General features: G+C 54.3%; 37 protein-coding genes and 1 pseudogene. 33 read left to right on the plus strand and 5 right to left on the minus strand.

Features of this window, described 5'->3' with window-relative positions; all coding sequences use genetic code 11:
- Positions 1-155: 155 nt before the first annotated feature.
- From Q0X28_RS07785 to Q0X28_RS07800, 5 genes and pseudogenes are all read right to left on the minus strand, one after another.
- Positions 156-827: a site-specific integrase gene (locus Q0X28_RS07785; RefSeq protein WP_298577418.1), complete on the minus strand. Its 672-nt coding sequence runs from the start codon at positions 825-827 to the stop codon at positions 156-158.
- A 78-nt stretch (positions 828-905) separates the two neighbouring features.
- A pseudogene (locus tag Q0X28_RS08615) lies at positions 906-1,277 on the minus strand (Arm DNA-binding domain-containing protein); the annotation flags it as partial.
- 11 nt (positions 1,278-1,288) lie between these two features.
- A complete protein-coding gene (locus tag Q0X28_RS07790; protein WP_298577421.1) occupies positions 1,289-2,086 on the minus strand; it encodes an MmpS family transport accessory protein in 798 nt (265 codons plus the stop codon).
- A gap of 87 nt (positions 2,087-2,173) precedes the next feature.
- The gene (locus tag Q0X28_RS07795) at positions 2,174-2,599 is read right to left on the minus strand and encodes an ImmA/IrrE family metallo-endopeptidase (protein ID WP_298577424.1); all 426 of its coding nucleotides are present in this window, start codon (positions 2,597-2,599) and stop codon (positions 2,174-2,176) included.
- On the minus strand, positions 2,565-3,089 hold the full coding sequence (locus Q0X28_RS07800) for a winged helix-turn-helix domain-containing protein (RefSeq protein WP_298577426.1): 525 nt from the start codon (positions 3,087-3,089) through the stop codon (positions 2,565-2,567). The genes Q0X28_RS07795 and Q0X28_RS07800 overlap by 35 nt, the downstream gene beginning before the upstream one ends.
- A gap of 435 nt (positions 3,090-3,524) precedes the next feature.
- Here Q0X28_RS07800 and Q0X28_RS07805 point away from each other — a divergent pair, with 435 nt between their 5' ends.
- The 33 genes from Q0X28_RS07805 (at position 3,525) to Q0X28_RS07965 (ending at position 22,248) form a co-directional block, all read left to right on the plus strand.
- On the plus strand, positions 3,525-4,310 hold the full coding sequence (locus Q0X28_RS07805; protein WP_298577428.1) for a phage regulatory protein/antirepressor Ant: 786 nt from the start codon (positions 3,525-3,527) through the stop codon (positions 4,308-4,310).
- Positions 4,300-4,524: a hypothetical protein gene (locus tag Q0X28_RS07810; protein ID WP_298577429.1), complete on the plus strand. Its 225-nt coding sequence runs from the start codon at positions 4,300-4,302 to the stop codon at positions 4,522-4,524. The genes Q0X28_RS07805 and Q0X28_RS07810 overlap by 11 nt, the downstream gene beginning before the upstream one ends.
- Positions 4,494-4,994: a hypothetical protein gene (locus Q0X28_RS07815; RefSeq protein ID WP_298577430.1), complete on the plus strand. Its 501-nt coding sequence runs from the start codon at positions 4,494-4,496 to the stop codon at positions 4,992-4,994. The genes Q0X28_RS07810 and Q0X28_RS07815 overlap by 31 nt, the downstream gene beginning before the upstream one ends.
- Positions 4,991-5,152 (plus strand): hypothetical protein, encoded by a 162-nt coding sequence (locus Q0X28_RS07820; protein ID WP_298577431.1) that lies wholly within the window; start codon positions 4,991-4,993, stop codon positions 5,150-5,152. The genes Q0X28_RS07815 and Q0X28_RS07820 overlap by 4 nt, the downstream gene beginning before the upstream one ends.
- A gap of 361 nt (positions 5,153-5,513) precedes the next feature.
- The gene (locus tag Q0X28_RS07825; protein ID WP_298577432.1) at positions 5,514-6,461 is read left to right on the plus strand and encodes a YqaJ viral recombinase family protein; all 948 of its coding nucleotides are present in this window, start codon (positions 5,514-5,516) and stop codon (positions 6,459-6,461) included.
- Positions 6,461-6,973 carry a hypothetical protein gene (locus Q0X28_RS07830; RefSeq protein ID WP_298577434.1) on the plus strand — a complete coding sequence of 171 codons (513 nt, stop codon included), beginning with the start codon at positions 6,461-6,463 and terminating at the stop codon, positions 6,971-6,973. The genes Q0X28_RS07825 and Q0X28_RS07830 overlap by 1 nt, the downstream gene beginning before the upstream one ends.
- Positions 6,970-7,329 (plus strand): hypothetical protein, encoded by a 360-nt coding sequence (locus tag Q0X28_RS07835; protein ID WP_298577436.1) that lies wholly within the window; start codon positions 6,970-6,972, stop codon positions 7,327-7,329. The genes Q0X28_RS07830 and Q0X28_RS07835 overlap by 4 nt, the downstream gene beginning before the upstream one ends.
- A 271-nt stretch (positions 7,330-7,600) precedes the next feature.
- Positions 7,601-8,782: a helix-turn-helix domain-containing protein gene (locus Q0X28_RS07840; protein ID WP_298577438.1), complete on the plus strand. Its 1,182-nt coding sequence runs from the start codon at positions 7,601-7,603 to the stop codon at positions 8,780-8,782.
- 2 nt (positions 8,783-8,784) lie between these two features.
- Complete coding sequence (locus Q0X28_RS07845) at positions 8,785-9,333, plus strand: hypothetical protein (protein ID WP_298577440.1); 549 nt, start codon at positions 8,785-8,787, stop codon at positions 9,331-9,333.
- Between the two features lie 82 nt (positions 9,334-9,415).
- Complete coding sequence (locus Q0X28_RS07850; protein ID WP_298577442.1) at positions 9,416-9,844, plus strand: single-stranded DNA-binding protein; 429 nt, start codon at positions 9,416-9,418, stop codon at positions 9,842-9,844.
- 47 nt (positions 9,845-9,891) lie between these two features.
- Positions 9,892-10,266, plus strand: a complete 375-nt coding sequence (locus Q0X28_RS07855) for a hypothetical protein (RefSeq protein WP_298577444.1) — start codon at positions 9,892-9,894, stop codon at positions 10,264-10,266.
- The gene (locus Q0X28_RS07860; protein WP_298577447.1) at positions 10,263-10,466 is read left to right on the plus strand and encodes a hypothetical protein; all 204 of its coding nucleotides are present in this window, start codon (positions 10,263-10,265) and stop codon (positions 10,464-10,466) included. Before Q0X28_RS07855 ends, Q0X28_RS07860 begins: the two co-directional genes overlap by 4 nt.
- Positions 10,463-10,681 carry a hypothetical protein gene (locus tag Q0X28_RS07865; RefSeq protein WP_298577449.1) on the plus strand — a complete coding sequence of 73 codons (219 nt, stop codon included), beginning with the start codon at positions 10,463-10,465 and terminating at the stop codon, positions 10,679-10,681. The genes Q0X28_RS07860 and Q0X28_RS07865 overlap by 4 nt, the downstream gene beginning before the upstream one ends.
- Positions 10,678-10,911, plus strand: a complete 234-nt coding sequence (locus Q0X28_RS07870; protein ID WP_298577451.1) for a hypothetical protein — start codon at positions 10,678-10,680, stop codon at positions 10,909-10,911. Before Q0X28_RS07865 ends, Q0X28_RS07870 begins: the two co-directional genes overlap by 4 nt.
- Positions 10,898-11,095 (plus strand): hypothetical protein, encoded by a 198-nt coding sequence (locus Q0X28_RS07875; RefSeq protein WP_298577453.1) that lies wholly within the window; start codon positions 10,898-10,900, stop codon positions 11,093-11,095. Before Q0X28_RS07870 ends, Q0X28_RS07875 begins: the two co-directional genes overlap by 14 nt.
- On the plus strand, positions 11,085-11,351 hold the full coding sequence (locus Q0X28_RS07880) for a hypothetical protein (protein ID WP_298577455.1): 267 nt from the start codon (positions 11,085-11,087) through the stop codon (positions 11,349-11,351). Before Q0X28_RS07875 ends, Q0X28_RS07880 begins: the two co-directional genes overlap by 11 nt.
- Before the next feature lie 335 nt (positions 11,352-11,686).
- Positions 11,687-12,106: a hypothetical protein gene (locus Q0X28_RS07885; RefSeq protein ID WP_298577457.1), complete on the plus strand. Its 420-nt coding sequence runs from the start codon at positions 11,687-11,689 to the stop codon at positions 12,104-12,106.
- The gene (dcd, locus tag Q0X28_RS07890; protein WP_298577512.1) at positions 12,106-12,699 is read left to right on the plus strand and encodes a dCTP deaminase; all 594 of its coding nucleotides are present in this window, start codon (positions 12,106-12,108) and stop codon (positions 12,697-12,699) included. Before Q0X28_RS07885 ends, dcd begins: the two co-directional genes overlap by 1 nt.
- Positions 12,700-12,708: 9 nt before the next feature.
- Positions 12,709-13,425 carry a TFIIB-type zinc ribbon-containing protein gene (locus tag Q0X28_RS07895; RefSeq protein ID WP_298577459.1) on the plus strand — a complete coding sequence of 239 codons (717 nt, stop codon included), beginning with the start codon at positions 12,709-12,711 and terminating at the stop codon, positions 13,423-13,425.
- 175 nt (positions 13,426-13,600) lie between these two features.
- Positions 13,601-13,858 carry an HNH endonuclease gene (locus Q0X28_RS07900; RefSeq protein WP_298577461.1) on the plus strand — a complete coding sequence of 86 codons (258 nt, stop codon included), beginning with the start codon at positions 13,601-13,603 and terminating at the stop codon, positions 13,856-13,858.
- A 189-nt stretch (positions 13,859-14,047) separates the two neighbouring features.
- Positions 14,048-14,323, plus strand: coding sequence for a hypothetical protein (locus Q0X28_RS07905; RefSeq protein WP_298577463.1), 276 nt, complete (start codon positions 14,048-14,050; stop codon positions 14,321-14,323).
- The gene (locus Q0X28_RS07910) at positions 14,316-15,815 is read left to right on the plus strand and encodes a terminase large subunit (protein ID WP_298577465.1); all 1,500 of its coding nucleotides are present in this window, start codon (positions 14,316-14,318) and stop codon (positions 15,813-15,815) included. The genes Q0X28_RS07905 and Q0X28_RS07910 overlap by 8 nt, the downstream gene beginning before the upstream one ends.
- Positions 15,815-17,071: a phage portal protein gene (locus Q0X28_RS07915; RefSeq protein WP_298577514.1), complete on the plus strand. Its 1,257-nt coding sequence runs from the start codon at positions 15,815-15,817 to the stop codon at positions 17,069-17,071. Before Q0X28_RS07910 ends, Q0X28_RS07915 begins: the two co-directional genes overlap by 1 nt.
- Positions 17,061-17,828: an HK97 family phage prohead protease gene (locus tag Q0X28_RS07920; protein WP_298577467.1), complete on the plus strand. Its 768-nt coding sequence runs from the start codon at positions 17,061-17,063 to the stop codon at positions 17,826-17,828. The genes Q0X28_RS07915 and Q0X28_RS07920 overlap by 11 nt, the downstream gene beginning before the upstream one ends.
- A 13-nt stretch (positions 17,829-17,841) precedes the next feature.
- Positions 17,842-19,020: a phage major capsid protein gene (locus Q0X28_RS07925; RefSeq protein ID WP_298577469.1), complete on the plus strand. Its 1,179-nt coding sequence runs from the start codon at positions 17,842-17,844 to the stop codon at positions 19,018-19,020.
- Complete coding sequence (locus tag Q0X28_RS07930) at positions 19,021-19,191, plus strand: hypothetical protein (protein ID WP_298577471.1); 171 nt, start codon at positions 19,021-19,023, stop codon at positions 19,189-19,191.
- A complete protein-coding gene (locus Q0X28_RS07935) occupies positions 19,181-19,699 on the plus strand; it encodes a hypothetical protein (RefSeq protein WP_298577472.1) in 519 nt (172 codons plus the stop codon). The genes Q0X28_RS07930 and Q0X28_RS07935 overlap by 11 nt, the downstream gene beginning before the upstream one ends.
- Positions 19,699-20,064 (plus strand): hypothetical protein, encoded by a 366-nt coding sequence (locus Q0X28_RS07940; RefSeq protein ID WP_298577474.1) that lies wholly within the window; start codon positions 19,699-19,701, stop codon positions 20,062-20,064. Before Q0X28_RS07935 ends, Q0X28_RS07940 begins: the two co-directional genes overlap by 1 nt.
- Positions 20,057-20,344: a hypothetical protein gene (locus Q0X28_RS07945; protein ID WP_298577476.1), complete on the plus strand. Its 288-nt coding sequence runs from the start codon at positions 20,057-20,059 to the stop codon at positions 20,342-20,344. The genes Q0X28_RS07940 and Q0X28_RS07945 overlap by 8 nt, the downstream gene beginning before the upstream one ends.
- Positions 20,341-20,727 carry a hypothetical protein gene (locus tag Q0X28_RS07950; protein ID WP_298577478.1) on the plus strand — a complete coding sequence of 129 codons (387 nt, stop codon included), beginning with the start codon at positions 20,341-20,343 and terminating at the stop codon, positions 20,725-20,727. Before Q0X28_RS07945 ends, Q0X28_RS07950 begins: the two co-directional genes overlap by 4 nt.
- 78 nt (positions 20,728-20,805) lie before the next feature.
- The gene (locus tag Q0X28_RS07955; RefSeq protein ID WP_298577480.1) at positions 20,806-21,423 is read left to right on the plus strand and encodes a hypothetical protein; all 618 of its coding nucleotides are present in this window, start codon (positions 20,806-20,808) and stop codon (positions 21,421-21,423) included.
- A 115-nt stretch (positions 21,424-21,538) separates the two neighbouring features.
- A complete protein-coding gene (locus tag Q0X28_RS07960; protein ID WP_298577482.1) occupies positions 21,539-21,847 on the plus strand; it encodes a hypothetical protein in 309 nt (102 codons plus the stop codon).
- Between the two features lie 14 nt (positions 21,848-21,861).
- Entirely contained in the window at positions 21,862-22,248 is a 387-nt protein-coding gene (locus Q0X28_RS07965; RefSeq protein ID WP_298577484.1) for a hypothetical protein, read from the plus strand.
- The last annotated feature ends 3 nt before the right edge of the window (positions 22,249-22,251 follow it).

The raw sequence follows: 22,251 nt of genomic DNA on the forward strand, positions 1-22,251 counted from the left end.
TCAGGCTATCTACCAGGGATTTGCGAGAGTGCCCTCGGTGGGACTCGAACCCACATGTAAAACTCTTCTAACAGTATAAACGTAGCGAAAATAGAAGATTTGGCTACATTTTGGCTACACGAAAAAGTACACTTTTACGCCAAAACAAATGGAAGCTAGATAAGATTGAGTGCCCGAGCCCGCTCATCCATACGCCGGGCCACATCGTCTAAGTCATCGTCGAAAAGATCAGCGTAAACGTCCAGCGTCATTGCCGCGCTAGCATGTCCAAGCATCCGCTGTATCGCCTTCACATTTGCCCCTGACTGTACGGCAAGACTTGCTGCTGTGTGGCGTAGGTCATGCACGGTTATTCTAGGTACGCCTGATGTTTTGATTGCCCGCTGGAACCATCCGTCTACGGAAGGGGGTAGGGGAAGGTAGCCACCGTCGTCTCCTGGGAACAGCAGCGTGTTGTTTCCTGCGGCTGTAGCGAATTCTGGGAGTAGAAAACGGGGGATAGGTACTGTTCTTGATTGCCCGCTTTTGGGGGTGCCTACGTGGATTGTGCGGCTTACCCACACAGCATTCTTCGAGACGGTTATGCGGGCAGAGTCTACGTCTACATCTTCCCCGGTGAGTGCTATAGCTTCGCCCCACCGTAGCCCCACGTACCCCAGTAGGAGGATGAGGTTACGACGGTCCCCGCATTCGTCTGCTAGGGCGTGTAGTTGTGTGGCGGTGAGGTAGACGGATTTTTTGCGAGGTTTGGGTGGTGTTTTTATCCCTTTCGCGGGGTTCGATCCGATGATTCCGTCCTGTACCGCGTCGTCGAGTATTCCCGCCATTACGCCTAGCGTGCATCTCATTGATGATGCTGAGAGTGGCCCGCCTTTTTCGCTGGTGAGGCCTAGTATCCATGTTTTGAGTTCTGTGTGTTTGATTTCATTTATGGGGGTGTTTCCCCACGTTGGTTTGCAGCGTAGACGGTAGGCGACTTCTATTGGCTTGAATGTTGAGGGTTTCACTCTAGCGCGGGTATTTTCTAACCATTGGTCGCCTACCGTTGAGAACGTTGTGGCGCCTGTTTTTTGGGCTACCCATTGGCCGGTGAGGATGTCTGAGGTAAGCTTGGCCTCCCACGCTTTGGCGGCTGTTTTGGTAAGGAAGCCACGTTTCTGCGTGCGGGTGCCGTCGGGAGTAGCGAAAAGAACACGCCACCGGACACCCTTAGCTGTACTGTACTTTTGAACACTCATAGTAGTAAAAAGGTGGGCGGTATCGTGCCCGCCCACCATCAGCTTTTCAGCTAGTCCAAATCGTCAATATCTATTGAGCAGCTAGCAATAGTGAACTCTCCCTTAGACGTGTTTTCAGAGACCACTTTTCCATTCCATTTAGCGCGGCATGTCACATCACCACTCCCCGTATTCTGGGCAGACATGTTCGCCCCTATCAGGTCGTATTTGCTTTTTACCTGAATATCTTTTGCCCAGGGCGAAGTAGCGTCAGACTCTTGAGAAATGTTCATCCCCTTTGTTGTGTAGGTTACAGAGATAGCGGTTCCTCCGCTGGTTTCGGCTTCCCAGGTGAGCGTATTAGTCTCGCGTTTTTCGACTTTTGCAGAGGATGTTGTGCCGCTTTCTGCTGAGGTTTTGCCATCATCTTTACCGCTGCAACTACTGAAGCCCCAGATGGCGAGACCGACGACGATAATCAGCCCGATAATGATCTTGATTGCTCGCTTGCCTTGTGCTTTGTTTAGCTCATCTTGTTTTACTTCTTGCTTCCATTCAGGCATAGGGTCGGCATTGATGATTTGCTCTCGGATAGCCTCGATTGCTGCCATGTTTTCGGGGGTAGCGTTAGCCATAGAGTCACCGATGCGTAGCGGCTTAGGGAGGCTGTTTTGTTCTTTATTCCGGTAGACGAAGTTTACTTGTGTTAGGGGGGCTTTGCCTTTGCCGACTTTGCGGGTGTTTGGCGCCCAGGTGATGGATTCTAGAGCACCGTATGGTACGGTGAGCGGCTGCCCTTTCTTCGGGGTGAATGCGAGTCCGTCCGGGGTAGTGGTGGCGGTGTAATCGTTGGTGCTGAGTGTCGGCATGGGGCTTTCTTCCTTTAGGGGGCAGGGGTATTGTTGTTTCGATTCTCGCGCATTGTTTATTGTTGCGCGGGGTATTCCGCATTTTTCTTACATGGCCCCGGTTTGTTGCCGAGTCCGGCTGCATTGCGTGGTTTTCCACACCTCCAGCAGATGCAAGGTGACCTCCAGCTCATCCGCGATAGCGGGGGCGGAGTCGTAGAGTTCTTCTAGGTGGGCGTAGTCGCTGGGGTTGATCAATAGGCGGGCGGCGAAAATGTCGGCCTGGAGTTCCTGTCTGGCCTCCCACCATGTGGTTTGCGGTCTAGTGTGGCCGAGAACAGCGTGGCCGAGTTCATGGGCTAGGTTCACCCGCTTGTAGCAGTGCGGTTGCCGCGCTTCTAGGTAGATGGTGTTGAGTTCGGGGATGTAGAGGGCGTGCGGCCAGGTGGTGGGGAGATGACGCTCAATAACTTCTACGCCTTGGCTTTCTGCGTAGCGTTTAAGGCTCGTTGTGGTGTTCAGCGTACTCATCATTGGTGGGCTGGTTGGTGTCGTGTTGTGCGACGTAGTCGAGGTTTTCTAGGTCGGGGAGTGGGGCTAGGACATCAGTATGGCGCATGTGTGTAACATTCCCATCCACGCTGTGGAGCTTGCGCGACGTTGTTGCTCGGCGTGCTGCCGACTCTATTGCGTTTATCTCCGGCGCTAGGATCGCAGGGTTTAGCCTCCGTGCGAGTTCCAAAGAGAGCTCTCCCTCTGTCGCGGTATCTACGAGTTTCCCATCGGAGTCCTGGAACGACATGACTTCGTCGTATGCGAGGTAGCCAAGCTCTGTTAGTGCGTCTACCGGATTGACGCAGAGGCTTCTGCATACCGTGATGAGGTCATCTGCCGATAGCCCCTTAGTGATCCTGGTATTGACTGTAGTTCTGGAGACCCCAAGTATTTCTGCGATTTCCACAGCGGTAATACGCCGTTTTGTCATGGAGCTTAGCCATTCTTTGACGCTGCTTTTCTCGTCCATAACACACATCATAGTGTAAAGATTTCGATACATCAAGAGTGTGTTTTCCTGCACAATTGCGTTGAAAAGTAATTCTATTAGATGTGTATGCTTGCCACATTGTCATGATTAGATGTAATATCTTGTCAAAGAGCAAGGAAAGGAGCGTGAATAGATGTCTTTTCTTATCAGTTTAGATGAGCTAGACCGTGTTAAACGCGTTAATGGGCTACAGACGATCGTAGACCTATCGGAGGCAACCGCCATTTCTCGGCCGACCTGGACACGGGCAATAAAGACGCGTCGCCCAACACCTGACATTCTTAACGCTTTGGCAGATTTGGGAGCGCGCCCAAACAAGGTTTTGGTTCTCGACAGCCTTCAAGACATACGAGCCGCGTAAAGAAAAAACTCCCCAGCTGGAACTAGGGAGCCAAAAAGTAAGGAGTCTATCTAATGCAAGACATTAACGTTATCTCTCATTCTATGCTCGTCGATCGTGATGAGCAAGGTAATGCTTTCACTACCTCGCTGGTGATTGCTGACGGAACAGGCGTCCAGCACAAGAACGTCCTTGAAATGGTGAAGTCAAATATTGGCGACTTTGAGGAGTTCGGAGGGGTCGCGTTTCAAACGCGACCCTTTGAGACAGCAGGTGGAGTGCAAGAACGAAAAGTGGCGCTGCTTAATCGTGAGCAGGCTACCCTCCTCATGACATACATGCGGAATAACGATGTTGTCCGCGGGTTTAAGAAGCGTCTTGTGCGGGCTTTCTCTGAGATGGAGAAGCGGCTGTCTGCCCCGGCGTTGTCTGGGCCGGAGCTTGTGGCCCGGGCGTTGATTGAGGCTCAGAACATGTTGGAGGAGAAAGACCAGCAGATAAAAGAGCTTGCTCCGAGGGCGGGGGCGTGGGAGACGTTCTGCGGGTCTTCCGGTGATATGTCGGTGGCGGATGCTGCTAAAGCGCTGAACTCTCGTAGGGGTGTTGATACTGGCCGTGATCGCCTGTTTAAGAAGATGCAGGAGCTCGGCTGGACGACTCACTGCCACGGCTATTGGGAGCCTATGCAGTATGCGGTTGAGCGTGGCTACTTGGCGGTGAAAGTGAATATGCCGCAGTGGAAGCCTAATGGTGAGTCGTTTGTTCCGGCCCCTACGGTGCGGGTGACTCCGAAGGGGTTAGACCGTCTCGCTGAAAGTCTACCTACCCTGCGTGTGGGGGGTGCGGACAGTGAGCAGTGATTCTGCACCGTACGTGTACACCTATGATGGCCCCGCAAACCTAATCGTTGATGAGTTCGGCTACCAAATGTCGAAGGACACGGTAAAAAGGGCGACGCTGCGAGGCGAGCTGCGGGCGGTGAACCGTGATGAGTTCGGCCTGCATGGACCGATCACGATGTATGCGAAGAGTGATGTTCGCGAATGGTTTCTCGCCTATATGGGGGTGGAGTGATGGCGATGAGTGAAAACACTGGTCTTTTCTACGAGTTGACGGATGAGACTGTCGAGGTGTGCGGGCACATCCTGTATCGTATCCGCGCGTTGAAGGACATAAACGAGGATGTCCACGCGGGGGATTTGGGTGGTTTCGTGGAGTCCACGGAGAATCTTGACGCGTCTCATGGCGCGTGGGTGTTCGGTGATGCCTGCGTGTTCGGTGATGCCTGCGTGTTCGACCGCGCCAACGTGTGCGACTCCGCCTGGGTGTCGGGCAGCGCGTGCGTGTTCGACGACGCCTACGTGTACGGCGACGCGCGGGTGTACGGTGACGCCTACGTGTACGGCGACGCCAGGGTGGGGGGCGACACGTGGGTAGATGGGTGCGCCGAAGTCTGCGGGTCAGCCAGGATACTCGGCACCGACCACATAGGAGGAACTACACGTATCGACGGGGACGTCGAAGTCTGCGAGGAGGAATCATGACTGCTGCTGCTCTCGGGTTTCTTCTCATTATGGCTGTTGGGGGTGCCGTGTGTGGGGTCGCGGATCTTGTACAGGGCATCGTCGCCCGGCTGGTGTCTACATGTGTCACTGTGACGAAACAAGGTGGTGTGAGCACTAGTGAATATGTCGTGGCATGAGAACGCCAAGTGTGCTGGTAACACACATTTCTGCGAAGTGTTGGAGCGTATCGGGAATCGGTATCGCCGTCAGGCTATAGCTGAGGCCTGTAGGGGGTGTCCTGTGATGCGGGAGTGTGCACTGGATTGTTTTGAGTTTGATGAGGAGGGGGTTCCGCATGTTCGGGAAGCTTGTGTGCCGAGGGCTGGCGTGTGGATTACATCGGCTACGCGGCCGAGTTCCTTTACTCACCATTATTTGGCGATGGTGGCGGGGATTGATGCGTGATGTTCCTCGTTGGGTGTGGGAGGTCGAGGATGACCACCCGGATACGCCCGAGATTGATCTTTACGACTGGTACAAGGATTTGGAGTTCGAAGAATGATTATCAAAGATTCCGATCGTGAGACGCATTTGGAGCGTTGGCTTGAGATTCGCCGTGGGGGGCTGACGGCGACGGAAGCCGGTGCTATCGCTGCTGGTAAGAGGACTATTGGCGGTGTGTGGGCGGATAAGAAGTCTGGCAGGCGGGTTCCTTCTAATCCGTTTATGGAGTGGGGGAACATTATGGAACCGAGGATTCTGGATTGGCTCCGCATGGAGCTGGATAACCAAACGATTGTTGCTAATTCTCATATCGTGGCGTGGGATGAGGACCCGCGTTGTCTCGCCACCCCGGACGGTTTCACACATGGTGCTGTGGTGGAGTGCAAGACCACCGGGGCCGACTGGGACAGTCTGGTGGCTGCGGATCCGCTGCGTGCTGAGGATTTCCGCGAGCTGGGGATTCTGCACTACTTCTACCAGTGCCAATGGCAAATGATGACGTGTGATCTGGACGAGTGTTTTTTCGCGTGGAATGTCCGCGAGACTGCCCCGCTCGTTGAGCAGAAGGGCATGGCGTTCAGTATCGGTGGTGAGCCGGTTCGTGCCCTTAACCGAATCTTCATGTCAGGAGAGTTCCACTCCGTGCTGGTGGAGCGCGACGCAGGCGCTATTGAGAAGCTATTGCGGGTGCGTGACGACTTTTTCGCCTATGGGGAGTCTAGCGAGCCTTATATCTTGACTGAGGCTATTGATTTGGTACGTGAGTCTAACCGGCTGAAGGTGCAAGCGGAGATGCTGCGTAAGCGGGCGTTGGAGCTTGTTGAGCCGGTACTTGGGACGGGCGACCGCGTGTCTGGCGAGTGGGGGAGTGTTTCGTGTTCTGAGCGGCGGGTAAGCCGTCTTGATAGTAAAGCGCTGGCCGCTGATCTGCCGGACGTTTTCGACAAGTATTCTTCCGAGTCTGTGTCTACGCAGATTCGCTTCACCCTCAAGGAGGACTAATGCAGTTCAACCCTAACGACTATGCAACTGTCGATGAGCGGCATCGTGCAGCACGTAAAGATAACCCCACTATGGTGGTGGAAACGATCATGCTTAATTCGATCGATTGCCCTGCATCTGAGCCTATCCGCTGGGTATTCCACTGCAAGCTCTACAGGTCTCCGGAGGATCGAAAGAACGGTTTGCTGTGGTCTACTGGCACTGCCTGTGAGATAGATATGCAGGGAGGTGTGGCTAATAATGCTGCTGCCTGCGAGAATACGGAAACTTCAGCTCTTGGACGTGCCCTTGCTAATGCTGGCTATTCGGGTAATAAACGGGCTTCTCGTGAGGAGATGGAGAAGGTGCAGCGGCGTGAGGTGGCTGAGCGTGAGCTGCTGAAGCTGATTGCCGAGGCGGCTGATAAGGACGCTTTGACGAAGTTGTGGAACCTATCCGCTGGCAATGGGTTGGCACGCTCTGAGTCTGTTTCTGAGGCGTTTAAGCGGAGGGGGGAGGAGCTCAAAGCATGAGTGAGCTTGAGTACACGCCAGTAATTCTGGAGAAAAAACTGCGTGACACCCTGAACGAGATCATGCGCGCCCCCAAGATCTGTGAGCGTGCTCTTGCCGAGTATCGCGCTGCTGGCCGCGCCTATGACGAGAAATACCACACGGAGAAGGCGAATTTTCAAGGCACTATTCCTGATAAAGAGTCGCACGCTGTGCTGTCTTCGATGGCTGAGCGGGAGGCTATGGAGACTGCTGAGGTTGCCTATAAGTATGCGCGGGATCGTAAGAATGCGGTTGAGCTGTGTTTGGGCGGTTTGCAGTCGATTAGTCGAAGTGTGCAGCAGGCTTATAACGCTATTGGGATGGTGGAGCCGTGAGCGCTGAGTTTTCTCCGGAGGTGCGGGGCGCTGTTTTGGAGCGGTGTCAGGCGCGTTGCGAGCTGTGCGAGAAGTTTACTCCGTTTGGAGCGTTTCATCATCGTTTGCCACGGAAGATGGGGGGCACGTCTCGGAATATTGGGACGGTAGAAAACTGTCTTTATGTTTGTGTTTACTGCCATCACTATATCCATTCCCACCCGAGTGAGGCTTACCTAAAAGGTTGGCTACTTCGGGACACGGAAGAGAACGTTAGGGAGGTGTGCGAAGAATGAGCCTCAAAGCAATGCTGTGGGTTCTAGAAGATTGCCAGGTCACCGAGTCTGAACTGCGTGTTCTTCTCTTCGCCTTAGCTGATCGTGCGTGCGACGACGGTCGTTCTGCGTTTCCGTCGCAGTCGTGGCTTGCTGAGCGCTGTCATTGCTCTGTGCGTACTGTTCGCCGGCAGCTTTGCCGACTTGAGGAGATGGGAGTTATTTCTCGTGGCGACCAACGCCTCGTGGAGCATTTTCGGCCGGATCGTCGTCCGGTGGTTTGGGATGTGAATTTGTATGACCGGGCGGACACGTATGACCGGGCGGACACGTATGACCGGGCGGACACGTATGACCGGAACGACCGGACACCGGTGACCGAACGACCGGACACAGCTGTGTCCTACAAACCGTCCAATAAACCATCCATAGAACCGTCCATAGAGAGTAACCCTTACCCTTCTTCGGCAAGCGGAGAAGAACAAACCGACTCTCTCGACGTTGGCTTCAAGGAGTTCATGGACGCATACCCGATCAAGGATTGGCTGCCAAGGGCTCAACGCTCATACAAAAGCGCATTGAAGTTCATCACTCACGAAGAACTTCTTGAGCGTGTCGCAGAGCAGCGTGACTACATCGTTGAGTACCGCTACAAGGCTTATCTCTGGCTTCGACACGGCAAGTACATGAAATCTGCTAGCGAAATTCGCGACATTAACGCAGATGAGAATCAATGTTGTGCTGCTACCGACGGCAAAGTGCTGATGGAACAATCATCTAAGCGTCAATTGGACGATGAGTTCGAGAGGTTCTGGGCGCTGGTCGGCAGGAAGCGCGGTAAACAGCAGGCCCGCAAGAGCTTTGAGCAGCAACGACGCACCCACAGCATGGAGTTCATCTGCTCGCAGCTCATGAAAGCGCAGGCAGAGTGGATACGTACGGGGCGTGAGCCGGAGTACTGGCCGCACCCCTCAACGTGGCTTAACCAGCAGCTCGACGATGATTACGACACCACTTCGGTGCCTTCCCAGCGTGAGTTTTATGAGGCTCGGGTGCAGATGCTCCGCGAGCAGCATGTTCGGGAGAAAGCGCAGCTCAAAGCCGTTGCCGATGATGTGTCTATGCCTTCCATCACCTCCACCTGTGTTGAGGAGGATGACGAGGACGATGACGACGATGACTGGGATTGGGGCGCGTAGTCATGAGCTTGTTTATCGCCGCTAAAAGTGCTGTTGAGAAGGGTAAACGCCTGCGTGGTCAGCGTCTCTACGATGCGGATGAGCTGGTAGCGATTGCTGAAGCGTGGGAGGAAACGTTTCTGGGGGCTGGGTTGGATGCTCAGACGGTCGAAGAGTCGGTGAAGCTTCTTGCCGAGTCGGGCGAGACTATCACTGCGAGTGCGATCATCAAGGCGTCTAAGTCGCTCCGACCTGCTGAAACGATGTCTGCGAGTCGTGATACTGATGCGCAGGATCGCCGCTACTACCGAAGTGTGCTTGCGTGGGCTCAGCGTACTCAGCGGTGCCCTCGTATGTGGCCGAATTGGGATAAGCACATGGAGGATCATGCCCGTGAGCTGGGGGTTCTCCGGGAATGGGGCACTCCGCTGGTCTCGTGGGGGACGGCTGACACGTTCGAGGCGTGGGTGCCTCCGTGGGACGTTGATTCTGACGATTGGGAGGGGGTTAACCGGCGTTTCCGCGAAAAACTGGCTGAGAGCCAAAATAAGCAACCGAAAAATGATGGCTAGGCAATGACACCAGTATGGCTATGTTGGATGCTTAGCGTTGAAAATAGGCCGCAATACGGCCACATACTGAAAGGACACAGCAATGACAATTCCACGAATCGCCGGAATCTTCCGTTTGACCCGCGATCCAGAACTCCACTTCACCCAGTCCGGGAAGGCCGTGGCGACGCTCGGACTCGCCGCCTCCGACAGCAAATCAGACGGCCAAGGTGGCTGGCAAAACATAGCAACACTGTTTATTGACGCGAATCTGTGGGGGCAGCAAGCTGAGTACATCAACGACACCTGCCGAAAAGGAGATGAACTCTTCATATCAGGCACCCCATACACGGAACAGTGGAAAGCGAAGGATGGCTCCAATCGCTCCGCTATCCGCATGAAGGCCTTCACTGTGAAGCCAATCATGCACAAACAGAACACTGGCGATAGCTCGCAAAACCAGCAGAGCAACGACGTGTGGGGCAGTCAACCCTCCCAAGACTTCGGCAGCCTCGATCAACCCCCCTTCTAAGGAGAAACCATGACCGCTACAGAGAGCATTGGAGGGGAGCTTTGACTATGAATAACGCACCCCTGGACATCCAGGCTCTTGAACTGACGTTGACCAAGCTGGCGTGGGTAAAACAAACCGACAGTGACAACCAGCACATGTCGCTGTGGGTCCCGTCCCCCACAGCGAAACTCAAACCAACGGTTATTCGAGAAGCGGCTGGAGTCTTCCTCCCCAACAATCCCGAGGCGCCCGACTTTCAGCGAATCATCCACCGGGCACTTACTGAGTTGGTGGACCTCAGCGCCGTCAATGTCGTCGAAGAATTGTCGACCACGCAGCGACACCTCAAGGAGCTTGCAGAGCAACGACGTGTGGGGCAGTCAGCCCCTCCCAAGACTTCGGCAGCCTCGATCAACCACCCTTCTAAGGAACCATCATGACCACCACAGAAAACCTCGGAAGCTGCTACATCCTCTCCGGAAAAGTGGACGGGCAAAGAGCAAGCGTCTGCCTCCTCGAACCGCCTGACACCGTAACAACTGTGGCACGGGAGATTACTATCCGCGCTAACCTCGTCCGCCAGTACGCAGCAGACCTATGCGTCCTCCAACAGCGCCTCAAGGAGATTACAGAGCAATGAAAGTCAAAGTTACTGCTATCGACCGTCACTGTGGCCATGATGTCGTGTATGCGTCTGTAGGCGGGCGAACAATCAGCATTGATGTTCCTTACGGCTACCAGTGTAAAAACTCGCTCCTGGATAAGCGCGCAGCATTCCAGCGCGAAGTTCGGTACTACCAGGATGGACTCCAGGTTATTTGCCTCCTCCTCGAACAGTTGGAGGTGGCGGAATGACCGTCATAATCGACTACCGGCACAGTGATAAACGGTGGGACGTTATCGGCGGCTACGTGGATAAACAGCGCGCCTCCGTCGCCGTTGAGCCCGGGAACGCAGCTAATATGCCGTGGGCGCTACGAGGAAAAATCAACCAACTCGACCGGATGATCAACGATTTTACGAATCAGAAAGCGCTACTCCAGTGCCGATTGAGCGAGCTAGGAGAACCACTTGGTAACGAATGAGCTACTCAAGAAACAGCCGATCGGCACGCGGCTCATGAACAGCACCTGCCCCGGCTTCAAGAAATGCGCGGACGGCGCCTGGTACCCCATCAAAAAGTGGCGGCACTACCCGATGGACTCCGACGACATCGACCAATTCACACAATCAGACTTCGACTACCAGGAGGTCAACTATGAGCGATAAAGAAGTTCCATACGGAAGCACCGACTGGTACGTATCGGCATACGGTGACACAAACAGTAAATATTGTCTTCTTGATGATCTAAAAATGCTTTTATTCGCATTACACAGAGTCATGAGAGACGTATATCTGTACGAGAACGATGTTGTTTCTTGCGGTATACAAATCGGAGCATTGAACAAATCTCTCGATAATGCTGCTACTAACACACTGATAGCTTTAGAAAATGTTTCTGAGGCCGTCGGAGGCGAGGACTAGCCGTGCCGCACCCGAACAAGGCTAAGGGTGATAGGGCTGAGCGTGCCGTCCTCGCTGTGCTGAAACAGTTTGACAATGACGCCCGCCGTACCCGCCCCGGCAGACGAGAAGACGAGGGCGACATCCACGCCCTCAACACCACCTGGCAAGTAAAAGACGTTGCACGCCCCCCTCTGGCGCGATTGGCTCACACAACTAACCCAGCAAGTCGAGCGTTCCCCCTACCAGCACGGCATCCTCATCTGGAAACTACGCGGGTATGGCGGGAAACCTGCCAAATGGCTCGCAATCATGGAACTCGAACATATGTGCGAACTCCTGGAGGAGAAAAACCAATGATCAAGAACATCGACGCCTACCACACGGTCATGGACTACCTGACAGAAAACGACACCTGGAGAGACGAGGAAGTCCCCGGCAATCTCCGCGACGAGCGCCTAGCCCACTCCAGCGAGGCAACCTGGGTATGGGGCGAAAACAACACACTCGAATCAGCAGCCACACAGCTAAGCACAATGGAGAAGAACTACGGGACATACGCTAACTTCGTCGCCGTCGAACACGACGACACCTGGCTAGCTGTCTCCACTCTCGAAACCTCAGCAATGTGCATCTCCACAATTTACCAGTACGTGGAGCGTGAGGAGGAGTGGTGGAAGGAGCGCGAAGTCTATGTCAAGGAGCGCGCAGCCTATGTCAAGGAGATCGAATCACTTCGTGAGCAGATCCGCGAGCTTAAGGAAAAGGGGCTGTGATGCTGCTATCAGACACTGATATAGAGGACTTCATCGACGCCGGAGAGATCAACATAACCCCCTACAACCGTAGCCTCCTCCAGCCGTCTAGTATCGACGTGAGACTTGGACTACAGTTCCGTATCTTCAACTCCCATCGATACACCCACATCGACCCCGCACAGCAGCAAGACGAGCTCACCGCACTTGTAGAACTATCATCATTCGGGTGCTTCATCCTGCACCCCGGAGAGTTCGCCCTAGCCTCCACAAAAGAGACAATCACACTCCCAGATACCGTTGCAGCACGCCTAGAGGGGAAAAGCTCGTTGGGGCGCCTCGGACTGATGACACACTCCACAGCCGGCTTCATCGACCCCGGCTTCACGGGACAAATCACCCTGGAACTCTCCAACGTGTCCAACCTCCCCATCAAACTCTACCCAGGAATGAGGATAGGTCAGGTGTGCTTCTTCGAACTGCGCAGCCCCGCAGCACACCCCTACGGCGACGAGTGCCTTTCCTCCAAGTATCAGAATCAGCGTGGCCCTACCCCGTCGCAAGCGTGGCGTAACTTTCGCACAAGCAACTACGGCTACGTTATCCCCGAGTAGGAGACAATCATGCCTGAGGATTACTACCTGGATAGACAGCAGAGAGAGTACCTACTCAAAGACCTGGCTACCATCCTGGCGCATACCAAAGATTTGAATAATGTGCTGACCCGGCAGACCAGATACCACGGTCAAGGGCGGCACAGTGCCGAAAGCCCCCTCCCCTTCAGCGTGAGAGCAAGCGATCTACAGCATGAGCTAGCTATAGCCCTACCAGACATCTGCGAAACACTCGGCTACACCACACCGTTTGCCCACACCATAGCCATCGTTGATTGCCTCACATGGCTCAGTCGTAACCACATGAAAATGGCAGCCTACGAAGACGCGGAGAAACTCGCCGACGATATAGCACAGTGGGCACGCCACATCGTCGCCATCGTCGATAGGCCGAAGTACCCAAACTGCATAGGAGTATGCCCAGAGTGCGGAGAATCAATCTACAGCTACCATGATCGCGGAGAAATAACCTGCACATGCGGTGCCATATTAGACATTGCAATCATTAAAGCAATGTGTATTGAGTCTCTCGAACGAAAGTGCTTTACCAGAGAAGTAATCCGTGGATACCTCACAGATCGAGGGATACCAGATCGGACTCAGCGTCAATGGCTCCAGGAAATACAACCTCTCAACTATGAGGGCAAAAACTATTGGAATATGTATGAGATTACTGACCGCGTAGATGCATGGATTAGGAGTAAAAAAGCACGTAAAAGTGCATAAACACACACCTATTGCCGCTTAATATGGTAGGCTAAAGCCGTAAGGCGGAAGTGAACAAAACCGCCGCCACCAACTCCAGAGAAGAAACCCCCAAGGGAGAAATCCCGCGGGGGTTTACTCATACCCACAACCACCACAGGCAAAACAGATGGGAAAACGACCCAACACCCGCCGAATGCAAACAATCAGAAAACAATACAAGCACCAATGCCAGCAAACCAACACACCATGCTGGCTATGCGGACAACCCATCAACTACAACCTCCCACCCACACACCAACAATCATTCACCATCGACCACATGCTCCCCTACAGCACCCACCCCCACCTACTCGAAGACCCCACCAACTTCCGCCCAGCACACCGAAGCTGCAACATCCAACGATCCAACAAAACACCAACAAGCCTCGGAACAAACAGCCGCACATGGTAACCACACACCACCAACACAACACACAAAACAGGAGGGGCCCCAAAATCACCAAAACCCCATAAACGGCCCCATTCGCGCCGGTTAGCTGTTCTTTACCCCCGTGGTGGTAGGGGGGTTGTTTTTTGTGGTGTTGGTGTGTGGGGTTGTGGGGTTTAGTGTGTATCTATTTTCGTTTGTGTAGGAGTTTTGATGTCTGCCGAGAGTAGTGTTTTGGGGCAGTTTGAGGCTGCTGTGGCTGCTGCTGATTGGCTGTGTGAGTCTGATTTAGCGGCTGTTGAGTTGTGCCGTGTGTATGCGCGTTTGTTGGATGAAGATCCGGGTGGGAAGGTGTCTTATGTTGGGGGTTTGTTTTTGTCGGGGTTGAAGTCGCTTGGTTTGACTCTTGATTCTCGTTCTGCGCTTGTTCCTGATCGTCGTGTTGAGGTTCGGGATGAGTTGGCGGAGATGAGGGCGCGCCGTGCGTGATGATGTGGTGGGGTCTGAGGAGCCACGTCTGTTCCCTGCCCCGTTGCGTGAGCTGACTCCTGAAACGTCGTTGGGGTTTGAGTGCTGCGATTTCTTGGAGAATATTTGCGGCTGGTCGCTGCTCCCCTGGCAGCGTTGGCTGTATATCCATGCGCTGGAACTTCTCCCGGGTGGTAACCGCTACCGGTTTCAGACTCTTGTTATTTTGGTTGCCCGGCAGAACGGCAAAACAAAGTGGCTTATTGGTCTCGCTCTGTGGCGCCTGTTCATGGATGGGGCTATTGGTGTGACGTCTACTGCCCACACGTTGGAGTACGCGGAGAACACTCTTGCTGAGGGTGTGGATGAGATTGAGGCTGTTCCTGCTCTGCGCCGGGAGTTGCGCCAGTATATGCGGACGAACGGTAAGCGGAAGGTGTTTCTGAACCCTATTAGGCCTGGCTCTTCTGTGAAGGAGGAGCGGGAGGAGCGGGTGTGGGATGTGCAGTCCGCTAACCGCGGCGGTGGCCGTTCTTTGACGCGTGATCTTGTGATCATCGACGAGTTGCGGCAGCATCAGTCTTTCGAGGCGTATGACGCTATTACTCCGGCTACTACTGCTCGTCCGCGCGGGCAGATTGTGTGTACGTCGAATGCGGGGGATAAGTATTCTGTGGTGCTTCGGCAGTTGCGGAAACAGGGCATTGATGCGATTAACACGAATGATCGGGAGTCGTCGTTGGCGTTGTTTGAGTGGTCTGTCCCTGATGCTGCTGATCCTGCTGACGAGTCGTTGTGGGGGCTGGCTAATCCGTCGTTGGGACACACAATTGAGTTGCGTACGCTTAGGGGTAGTTTTTCTTCTTCTACTGTTGAGGGGTTTAAGACTGAGCATCTATGCCAGTGGGTGGAAGCTGTCGAGCATGGCGTGTTCCCGGAGGGGGCGTGGGAGCGGTCGTTAGATGATGGCTGCGAGCCTGCCCCTGGAGCCAGGGTGGCTGTGGGGTGCGATATGTCGTACGACCGATCGAAGTTGTATGTGGCGGTCGCGTATGAGACTGAGGACGGGAAGATTGGGGTCGAGGTGGTGGCACAGCGTGCTGGGTCACGTTGGCTGCCTCAGTGGCTTCTATCGCCTGAGCGTGGCTGGTTTCCGGGGCAGATTGCTTTGCAGGGGCGTGGGGCACCGGTGAGCGTTGTAGCGGATGATTTGCAGGAGTGCGGTATCGATGTGGTGGCGTGGCAGTCTAGCGAGCTCTCTAAGGGGTGCTCTCTGTTCTATGACCTTGTAGCTGCCGGTGAGGTTAAGCATCGTTCCCAGCCTGTTTTGGACGCTGCCGCTAGTGTTGCCCGCGTGAAGCCTGTTGGCGATGCGTGGGTGTGGGATCGGAAGAATACTCCGGTTGATGTTGCCCCACTGGTAGCGGCTAATGCTGCTGTGTGGCTGTTAGGTAGGCCTAAGCCTGAAGTTTTTGTTTCTGCGTACGAAGATAGTGGAGTGGTGATGTGCTGATGGGCGTTCTGTCTTTTCTGGGTTTACGCCCGCCGAAAGTCCCCTCGTTTGATGTTGTTGTCCAGCCTGTCCTTGATTTTGCGCAGGGCGAGGTTATGGGGATGTCTGTTGAGCGATTCTGGAAAGAGCAACCGTATCTTCGGATGGTTGTTGGTTTTCTTTCCCGCTCTGTGGCTTCTGTGTCTATCCATGTTTTGGAGCGTGCCGATGATGGTTCGCGTATCCGGCTCCGTGATACTGAGCTGGCGCGGATGGTGAAGGAGCCGAACAGTGCCGAAACGATGTACGAGTTGATGAATGGCACTGTTGCCGATCTCGCGCTTTATGATGAGGCCCTGCTGGTCGTGCTTCCTACGGGGCGGGGCGTTGATGCACGCTGGGAGATGTACCGTGTCCCTCCGTCGTGGCTACAGTCAAAAGTGGTGTCGAATGATAACCCGTTTAAGATTGATGCGTTTCTGATTCAGCGTCCTGGGATGGGGCAGCCTGTCGAGGTGAAGGCTGAGAACGCTGTTTACTTGCACGGCTGGAATCCTATTAATCCGTTGACGGGGGATTCTCCTGTTAATGCGCTTCGGAAGATTCTATGGGAGCAGATTCAGGCTAGCGTGTATAGAACCCAGATTTGGACGAATAACCCAAGGTTGAATGCTTACATTAGCCGTCCTGCTGGCGCTACATGGACGAATGAGCAGAAGGAGCGTTTCGCCGCATCGTTTAAGAGCGCCTACACGGGGAGGGGCGCGGAAGCTGGCGGTGTCCCTGTCCTTGAAGATGGGATGAAGCTGGAGAAGATGGGGTTCTCCAGTCATGAGGAAGAGTTCGTGGAGGCCTCAAAGCTGGCGTTACAGACTGTTGCGGCCGTCTACCATGTCAACCCCACGATGCTAGGGCAGAACGACGGTGCTAATTACTCCAACGTCCGAGAGTTTCGGCGGATGCTGTATGGGGATACGTTGGCACCGATTCTGAAACAGATTGAGTCGAAACTCAATCAGGTTGTTGTTCCTCTCGTTGCCCCTGGCGGCGATGTGTATGTGGAGTTCAATCTTCAGGAGAAGTTGCGTGGTTCGTTTGAGGAGCAGGCGCGTGTTCTCCAGTCTGCTGTCGGTCGCCCGTTTATGACGGTTAACGAGGCTCGGTCTTTGCAGAACCTTCCGAATATTGATAACGGCGATGAACTATACATCCCATTGAACATGGGTACAGCTGATGATTTTGCACCTACAGATGAAGGAGTGAGCGATGCGGTCTAAATGCTGGCAAGCAAAGATTAAACAGGCCGGTGTTGATGACCGGCTCGACGATGGGGAGATTCTGGCGTACGCCTCTATCTTCGGCAATGTTGACTCGTATGGCGATGTTGTGGTGAAGGGTGCGTTCGAGCGCACTCTGGAGCAGTGGAAATCGTCGGGAGATTATATTCCCCTTTTGTGGGGGCATGATATGGATGACCCTATGTCTAACATCGGTTGGGTTACCGAGGCGAAGGAAGATGAGCGTGGGCTTCTTGTTCGTGCTCGTTTTGATTTAGAGGATAATCCGAAAGCTCGCCAGGTGTACAAGCTGTGTAAGGGTCGTCGAGTCCGTGACCTTTCATTCGCGTTCAATGTTGTGGATTATGAGCGTGACGGTGATGTGACTCAGCTTAAGGATTTGGAGCTGTACGAGGTGTCTATCGTGACGGTGGGGGCTAATCCGGAGACGGAGATTATTGCTGTGAAGAATCGTGCTGTTGCTGCTGTTAAGGCTGCTGGTGATCTTTCTGAGCAGCGTCTACAAGACTTGCGTGAGGAGCTCATGGAGGCCGTCGAGGCTATTGATGGGTATCTTGCGCCGCCCGAGGTGCCGGGCGATACCCCGGACGGGGATGTACCAGACGACGAGAAGCGTGCCAATGTGGAGCGTCCGTCGCTAGAGGATGATGATCCTGCTAGTAAGGCCAGCGCAAACACCCTCGTGCCTTCCGTTGGTCTCTATGCGGCGTTGCGACTCGCCGCACTGAAGAACTGAAAGGAGTATCCGCATGGATATTAAAGAGATGTTCGAGGCCAAGCTAAAGGAGGCCTCCGAGCTGGAAGAAAAGGGCTTGAACTCTACCGAGGAGATCGAGGCCTTTAATACTGTTTGTGCTGAGGCTGAGGGCCTCAAGAAGGATATGGAGAAGCGTGCCAGCGGGCAGGCTCTCCTGAAAGGATTAACTGTGCCTATGGAAAAGGAAGCTGCCGTTCAGGCTAAGAGCCTTGGCGAGTTCGCCGTGGATGCGGTGAAGGACCAGCTGGCAGAACTGAAGGATGGGCGCGTTCTGTACGCTCCCGAGTTTAAGGCCAACGAGATCTTGACGAGTTCCGAGTTGCAGCCGTTCGCTACACAGTATGATTCCAACCTGGTTATCGGCAAGCGTGAGCGCCCGGTTGTGGCTGATCTTCTGTCCGCCTCCACTATCGCTGGTGCTGCTATCAGCTACCTGGTAGAGGGTGCTAAGACTGGCGACTTCGGTTGGGTCGCTGAGGGTGCTGCTAAGCCTCAGCTGGGTTTTGCTACCCCTAAGCCTGTTACCGAGTCTCTGGCTAAGCTGGCTGGCTGGATTAAGGTGTCTGAGGAGTTCCGCACTGACTACCCCGGTCTTATGGATGAGATTAATAATCGTCTTGTCTATGAGTTGATGGTTGCCGAAGAGAAGGAACTTCTTGCTGGTACCGGCGCTGCTGGTGGTATTAAGGGTCTTCTGAACCGTGAGGGTGTGCAGACTCTTGCCGCTACTAAGAAGGCTGAGAATGCTGATGTGGTCTACAAGGCTACTACCGCTATTTCTACTGCTACTGATCTTGTTGCTGACGGTATTGTGCTGAACCCTGCTGACTATGAGGCGTTCCGCTTGTCCAAGGACGCTAATAATCAGTACTACGGTGGTGGTTTCTTCACTGGTGCCTACGGTATTGACGGTGTTGTGTCTCAGCCTAATCTGTGGGGTCTTAAGACCATCATTACCCCGGCTATCGCTAAGGGTACTGCTCTGGTCGGTTCCTTCCGTATGGGCGGCACTGTGTACCGTAAGGGCGGCGTGTCTGTGGCGTTCGACACTGCTGGGGATGACTTCCTTCACAATATGATGACTGTTCGGGCTGAAGAACGTATTGCTCTTGCTGTCCGTGTCCCGCAGGCGTTCGCTAAGGTTACTCTTTCGGATGCGGCTGGTGCATAAATGATGAAAGAGTACACGGTGTGGATTGCCGGTCTTCCCCATACGATGCAGTATGAGGAAGAGACAGCTAAGGCACTCGGGTTAGAGCTTGCTCCAGCTAAGGCAGCCCCGAAGCCACAGAACCGCGCCCGTACAGCACGTAATAAGGCGGTAAAGGGCAGTGGAGCCTAAAAACATTTCGCCGCGTCTCGCTAACGGTGGTGATGCCGCTGATGCGTGTATCGCTGCCGCACGCTCGTTCGTGGAACAGTACTGTGGCTGGCATATCGCGCCGGTGCGTGAGGATACGGTTCTTCTTGACGGTAACGGCCTGAAGATTCTTCAGCTTCCTTCACTGCATGTTCTCAGTGTCGCCACTGTTGAGGTTGACGGAGAGCTTCTTCCTGAAAACCAGTACACCTGGTCGGCGAAGGGGCTTCTTCGTCTCCGGCATGGCGTGTGGCCGCGTGAGTTTCGCAGTGTGGAAGTGCGGTTCACGCACGGTTTCGAGGACTGCCCCGCCATTGATTCTGTCGTGGCGACTCTGGCAGAGCGTGCTCTTATGACGCCTGCTGGGATTTCGTCTATGACGGTGGGCGGACGGTCTGAAAGCTATGGGCGTGGTGCTGGTGCCGGTATCGCGGCCACAGGGCAGGAATACTCTATTCTTGACCCTTACCGGCTCCCACTGGAGGCCTAATGTTTTACGCAACTCACATTGAGATCATTAGGCCTGCTAAGCAAGACGCAGGCCGCTACGGATACGGCACTGGGACTGATGAATACTCCTACGATCCTGCTGAGGGCGCAGAAGTTATCCCGGTGCCGCATCCGGTGGAGCTGCAACCAACAACGAGTGTTGAGGCGGAGTCTAACGGTGCACGCGTGCTAAGCATTAGCGGGTATACGTTATTCACTCAGCCTGGCGTGGATATTGATCTTCGCCCCCGCGACCGTGTACGCGCTAACGGGCTGCTCTTGGATGTCGATGGCGAGGTTAGGCGTTGGCCTGGCCTTAATGGCGTGGACCACGTCGAGTGCCACCTGGAGGTGCACAGTGGGTAGACACGCTGTTATTGATGGTGACGAGCTGTTCCAGGAGGTTATGCAGCTCGACCAGGTACGCCGAGGTGTTGATCTTCAGGCGGCGAAGGTGGAGGAGAAGGCTATCCGCTATACCGCTGCCGCTGGAGGCACTGCCCACTTTTCGTCTGAGTCCTATACGCTTCCTAATGGCCGCTACGGGGTACGCATTACCTCTGATAGCGCGGAGGAAGAGTATGGGTCGGAGGGCGCTAAGCGTATCCGTGCTCTGCGCCGGGCGGTGAGGGAGGTTAAGCGATGAAACACTACGATATGCTGGCTAGTCTCATCCAGTATTTGATCGAGAAACTGCCGGGTGTGTGGATCGGTAATGGACTTCCTCCGGATGCTGATCTCGCTAAGCATCAGCCGTGCGTAGTGGTGGACGATCTGCCTTCCGCCCCAATGCGGGCATGGCAGGGTGACGTGCTCTCTGCTGAGTTCAACGCCGATATTGAGGTTGTTGGGTTCAACAGGGCTTCCTCCTATGATCTCGCTGTTGAGGTGCAGAAGGTGCTGGATGCTGCTGTTGATGACCCGTCAGCACCGTTCATGTCTGCTAATTGTGGTTTCTTCTCTACTCGCCCGGATAAGAATCCTCGTGTGCGTTGCGTTGGGGCTGAGGCGAGCGTTATGTTCCGCTGATCCGCTTCTTTCGTAACTTTGTTCGAACAATCAAAACCGCCACTAGCTGGCGGTTTTTTCATGAAAGGAAATAGCCCAATGGCTGAAACTCCCTATCATCGCGTAGGCCTCAGCGCCGACGCTATCCGTATGGGTATCACTGGTGGTATCCGTATTCAGAACGATATGTCTAAGCCGATCGTTGATGGGTTCGCCGCCTACGATGACGCTATCCAGAAGCCCCTCGGCTACATCACCAAGGACGGTGTAGAGGTTGGCCGTGAGGAAGATAAGGCTGAGATTGAGGCCTGGCAGGAACTTAACCCTGTCCGTGTCGAGATCACCAAGAGCCAGGTTACCGTGAAGGCAACCCTGCTCCAGTCTGACCTCCAGACCAACTCCCTGTTCTACGGTGTCGACCCGTCGGCAATGACGACTAACGCCGATGGTTCTGTAACCATCACTGAGCAGGGGCACCCTGAGCTGAAGAACAGCGTCCTGTATCTCGATGTGGTCGACAAGGACAAGGCCCGCCGTATTGTACTGGCTAATGCCCGTATCACTGAGCGTGGCTCTATGAAGTACACCACCGAGGATGCTGTGGTGTACGAGGTTACCTGGACTGCGTTCCCTGGCAAGGACGGCTGGTCGGTCAAGACGACCTTCAAGGAAGGCTGGAAGGCAGAAACTACAGCTACTCCTGGCGCTACCAGCTAGCACACATGATCGTGGATGGGGCGGGAGACTGGCAGGCTCTCCCACCCTTTCCACACCTTATCTTTGAGTCCTGCCACACCACCATTTCTGTACCTCTCACATAGGAGAAAGCACTATGCCTGCTATCGATCTTGATGCTCTTCTTGCCCAGAAGAAGGAAGCTAACGGCGGTGTCGCGCCCGATCGTGTGGCCTTCACTTTCGAGGGCAAAACGTTTACTTTTCTTGACCCCTCTCTTGCCGACGATAAGACCTTGAAGGCCTTCGAAAACATTGGCAGTAACCCTGTTGACATTGCGAAAACCTATATGGGGTCTGACGAGTACAAGCGGTTCTGCGACGCTGGCGGCCGTGCCGCATATTTCCTCCTAGTGTTCAACGAGTTTGCACAGCGGACTACTGAAATGTTTGAGGGAAAAGACTAACTATCGTCGGCCTAGTGGGGGGGTTCGGCGGCGCTGAGGCCTGCGAGGCTACCCTCATGCAGGTGTACGGGGTGGATTACATGCGGGAGTTTTGGCTAGGGAATATTACCCTACGGAAGCTTCGTGTGCTGCTCCAGAATGTGCCTGCCGGCACCCCCTCCACGAAGGTTGATGGTCATCTTTGGGACGATAAGGACAATGTTCTCTTTCGTATTCTTGGCCTTCTGCATGTTATCGCCGGCGAGTTTCCTGGCGTGAAGGAGAAGGACCTACGGAAGGCGATTGAGGCGCTCCCGTCGTATCCCTGGTCTGAAGAGTCCCGCAATGTTACCCATTATGGGGATTTGGGCGGGGCTTCTGTTGAAAATGTTCTTACCTATGTTGAGTCTCTCGGAGGATAAAAT

This window comes from uncultured Lawsonella sp., assembly GCF_947252745.1.
In the GTDB taxonomy this organism is placed as follows: Bacteria; Actinomycetota; Actinomycetes; order Mycobacteriales; family Mycobacteriaceae; genus Lawsonella.

Bases quoted from the DNA above. Each gene is read 5' to 3' on its own strand.
- Q0X28_RS07820 (WP_298577431.1), top strand. From the start codon at position 4,991: ATGACTGCTGCTGCTCTCGGGTTTCTTCTCATTATGGCTGTTGGGGGT.
- Q0X28_RS07960 (WP_298577482.1), top strand. From the start codon at position 21,539: ATGCCTGCTATCGATCTTGATGCTCTTCTTGCCCAGAAGAAGGAAGCT.
- Q0X28_RS07865 (WP_298577449.1), top strand. From the start codon at position 10,463: ATGAAAGTCAAAGTTACTGCTATCGACCGTCACTGTGGCCATGATGTC.
- Q0X28_RS07805 (WP_298577428.1), top strand. From the start codon at position 3,525: ATGCAAGACATTAACGTTATCTCTCATTCTATGCTCGTCGATCGTGAT.
- Q0X28_RS07920 (WP_298577467.1), top strand. From the start codon at position 17,061: ATGCGGTCTAAATGCTGGCAAGCAAAGATTAAACAGGCCGGTGTTGAT.
- Q0X28_RS07925 (WP_298577469.1), top strand. From the start codon at position 17,842: ATGGATATTAAAGAGATGTTCGAGGCCAAGCTAAAGGAGGCCTCCGAG.
- Q0X28_RS07835 (WP_298577436.1), top strand. From the start codon at position 6,970: ATGAGTGAGCTTGAGTACACGCCAGTAATTCTGGAGAAAAAACTGCGT.
- dcd (WP_298577512.1), top strand. From the start codon at position 12,106: ATGCTGCTATCAGACACTGATATAGAGGACTTCATCGACGCCGGAGAG.
- Q0X28_RS07900 (WP_298577461.1), top strand. From the start codon at position 13,601: ATGCAAACAATCAGAAAACAATACAAGCACCAATGCCAGCAAACCAAC.
- Q0X28_RS07880 (WP_298577455.1), top strand. From the start codon at position 11,085: ATGAGCGATAAAGAAGTTCCATACGGAAGCACCGACTGGTACGTATCG.
- Q0X28_RS07855 (WP_298577444.1), top strand. From the start codon at position 9,892: ATGAATAACGCACCCCTGGACATCCAGGCTCTTGAACTGACGTTGACC.
- Q0X28_RS07870 (WP_298577451.1), top strand. From the start codon at position 10,678: ATGACCGTCATAATCGACTACCGGCACAGTGATAAACGGTGGGACGTT.
- Q0X28_RS07800 (WP_298577426.1), bottom strand. From the start codon at position 3,089: ATGGACGAGAAAAGCAGCGTCAAAGAATGGCTAAGCTCCATGACAAAA.
- Q0X28_RS07850 (WP_298577442.1), top strand. From the start codon at position 9,416: ATGACAATTCCACGAATCGCCGGAATCTTCCGTTTGACCCGCGATCCA.
- Q0X28_RS07940 (WP_298577474.1), top strand. From the start codon at position 19,699: ATGTTTTACGCAACTCACATTGAGATCATTAGGCCTGCTAAGCAAGAC.
- Q0X28_RS07830 (WP_298577434.1), top strand. From the start codon at position 6,461: ATGCAGTTCAACCCTAACGACTATGCAACTGTCGATGAGCGGCATCGT.
- Q0X28_RS07895 (WP_298577459.1), top strand. From the start codon at position 12,709: ATGCCTGAGGATTACTACCTGGATAGACAGCAGAGAGAGTACCTACTC.
- Q0X28_RS07930 (WP_298577471.1), top strand. From the start codon at position 19,021: ATGATGAAAGAGTACACGGTGTGGATTGCCGGTCTTCCCCATACGATG.
- Q0X28_RS07905 (WP_298577463.1), top strand. From the start codon at position 14,048: ATGTCTGCCGAGAGTAGTGTTTTGGGGCAGTTTGAGGCTGCTGTGGCT.
- Q0X28_RS07860 (WP_298577447.1), top strand. From the start codon at position 10,263: ATGACCACCACAGAAAACCTCGGAAGCTGCTACATCCTCTCCGGAAAA.
- Q0X28_RS07790 (WP_298577421.1), bottom strand. From the start codon at position 2,086: ATGCCGACACTCAGCACCAACGATTACACCGCCACCACTACCCCGGAC.
- Q0X28_RS07815 (WP_298577430.1), top strand. From the start codon at position 4,494: ATGGTTTCTCGCCTATATGGGGGTGGAGTGATGGCGATGAGTGAAAAC.
- Q0X28_RS07795 (WP_298577424.1), bottom strand. From the start codon at position 2,599: ATGATGAGTACGCTGAACACCACAACGAGCCTTAAACGCTACGCAGAA.
- Q0X28_RS07785 (WP_298577418.1), bottom strand. From the start codon at position 827: ATGGCGGGAATACTCGACGACGCGGTACAGGACGGAATCATCGGATCG.
- Q0X28_RS07845 (WP_298577440.1), top strand. From the start codon at position 8,785: ATGAGCTTGTTTATCGCCGCTAAAAGTGCTGTTGAGAAGGGTAAACGC.
- Q0X28_RS07950 (WP_298577478.1), top strand. From the start codon at position 20,341: ATGAAACACTACGATATGCTGGCTAGTCTCATCCAGTATTTGATCGAG.
- Q0X28_RS07840 (WP_298577438.1), top strand. From the start codon at position 7,601: ATGAGCCTCAAAGCAATGCTGTGGGTTCTAGAAGATTGCCAGGTCACC.
- Q0X28_RS07955 (WP_298577480.1), top strand. From the start codon at position 20,806: ATGGCTGAAACTCCCTATCATCGCGTAGGCCTCAGCGCCGACGCTATC.
- Q0X28_RS07885 (WP_298577457.1), top strand. From the start codon at position 11,687: ATGATCAAGAACATCGACGCCTACCACACGGTCATGGACTACCTGACA.
- Q0X28_RS07825 (WP_298577432.1), top strand. From the start codon at position 5,514: ATGATTATCAAAGATTCCGATCGTGAGACGCATTTGGAGCGTTGGCTT.
- Q0X28_RS07915 (WP_298577514.1), top strand. From the start codon at position 15,815: ATGGGCGTTCTGTCTTTTCTGGGTTTACGCCCGCCGAAAGTCCCCTCG.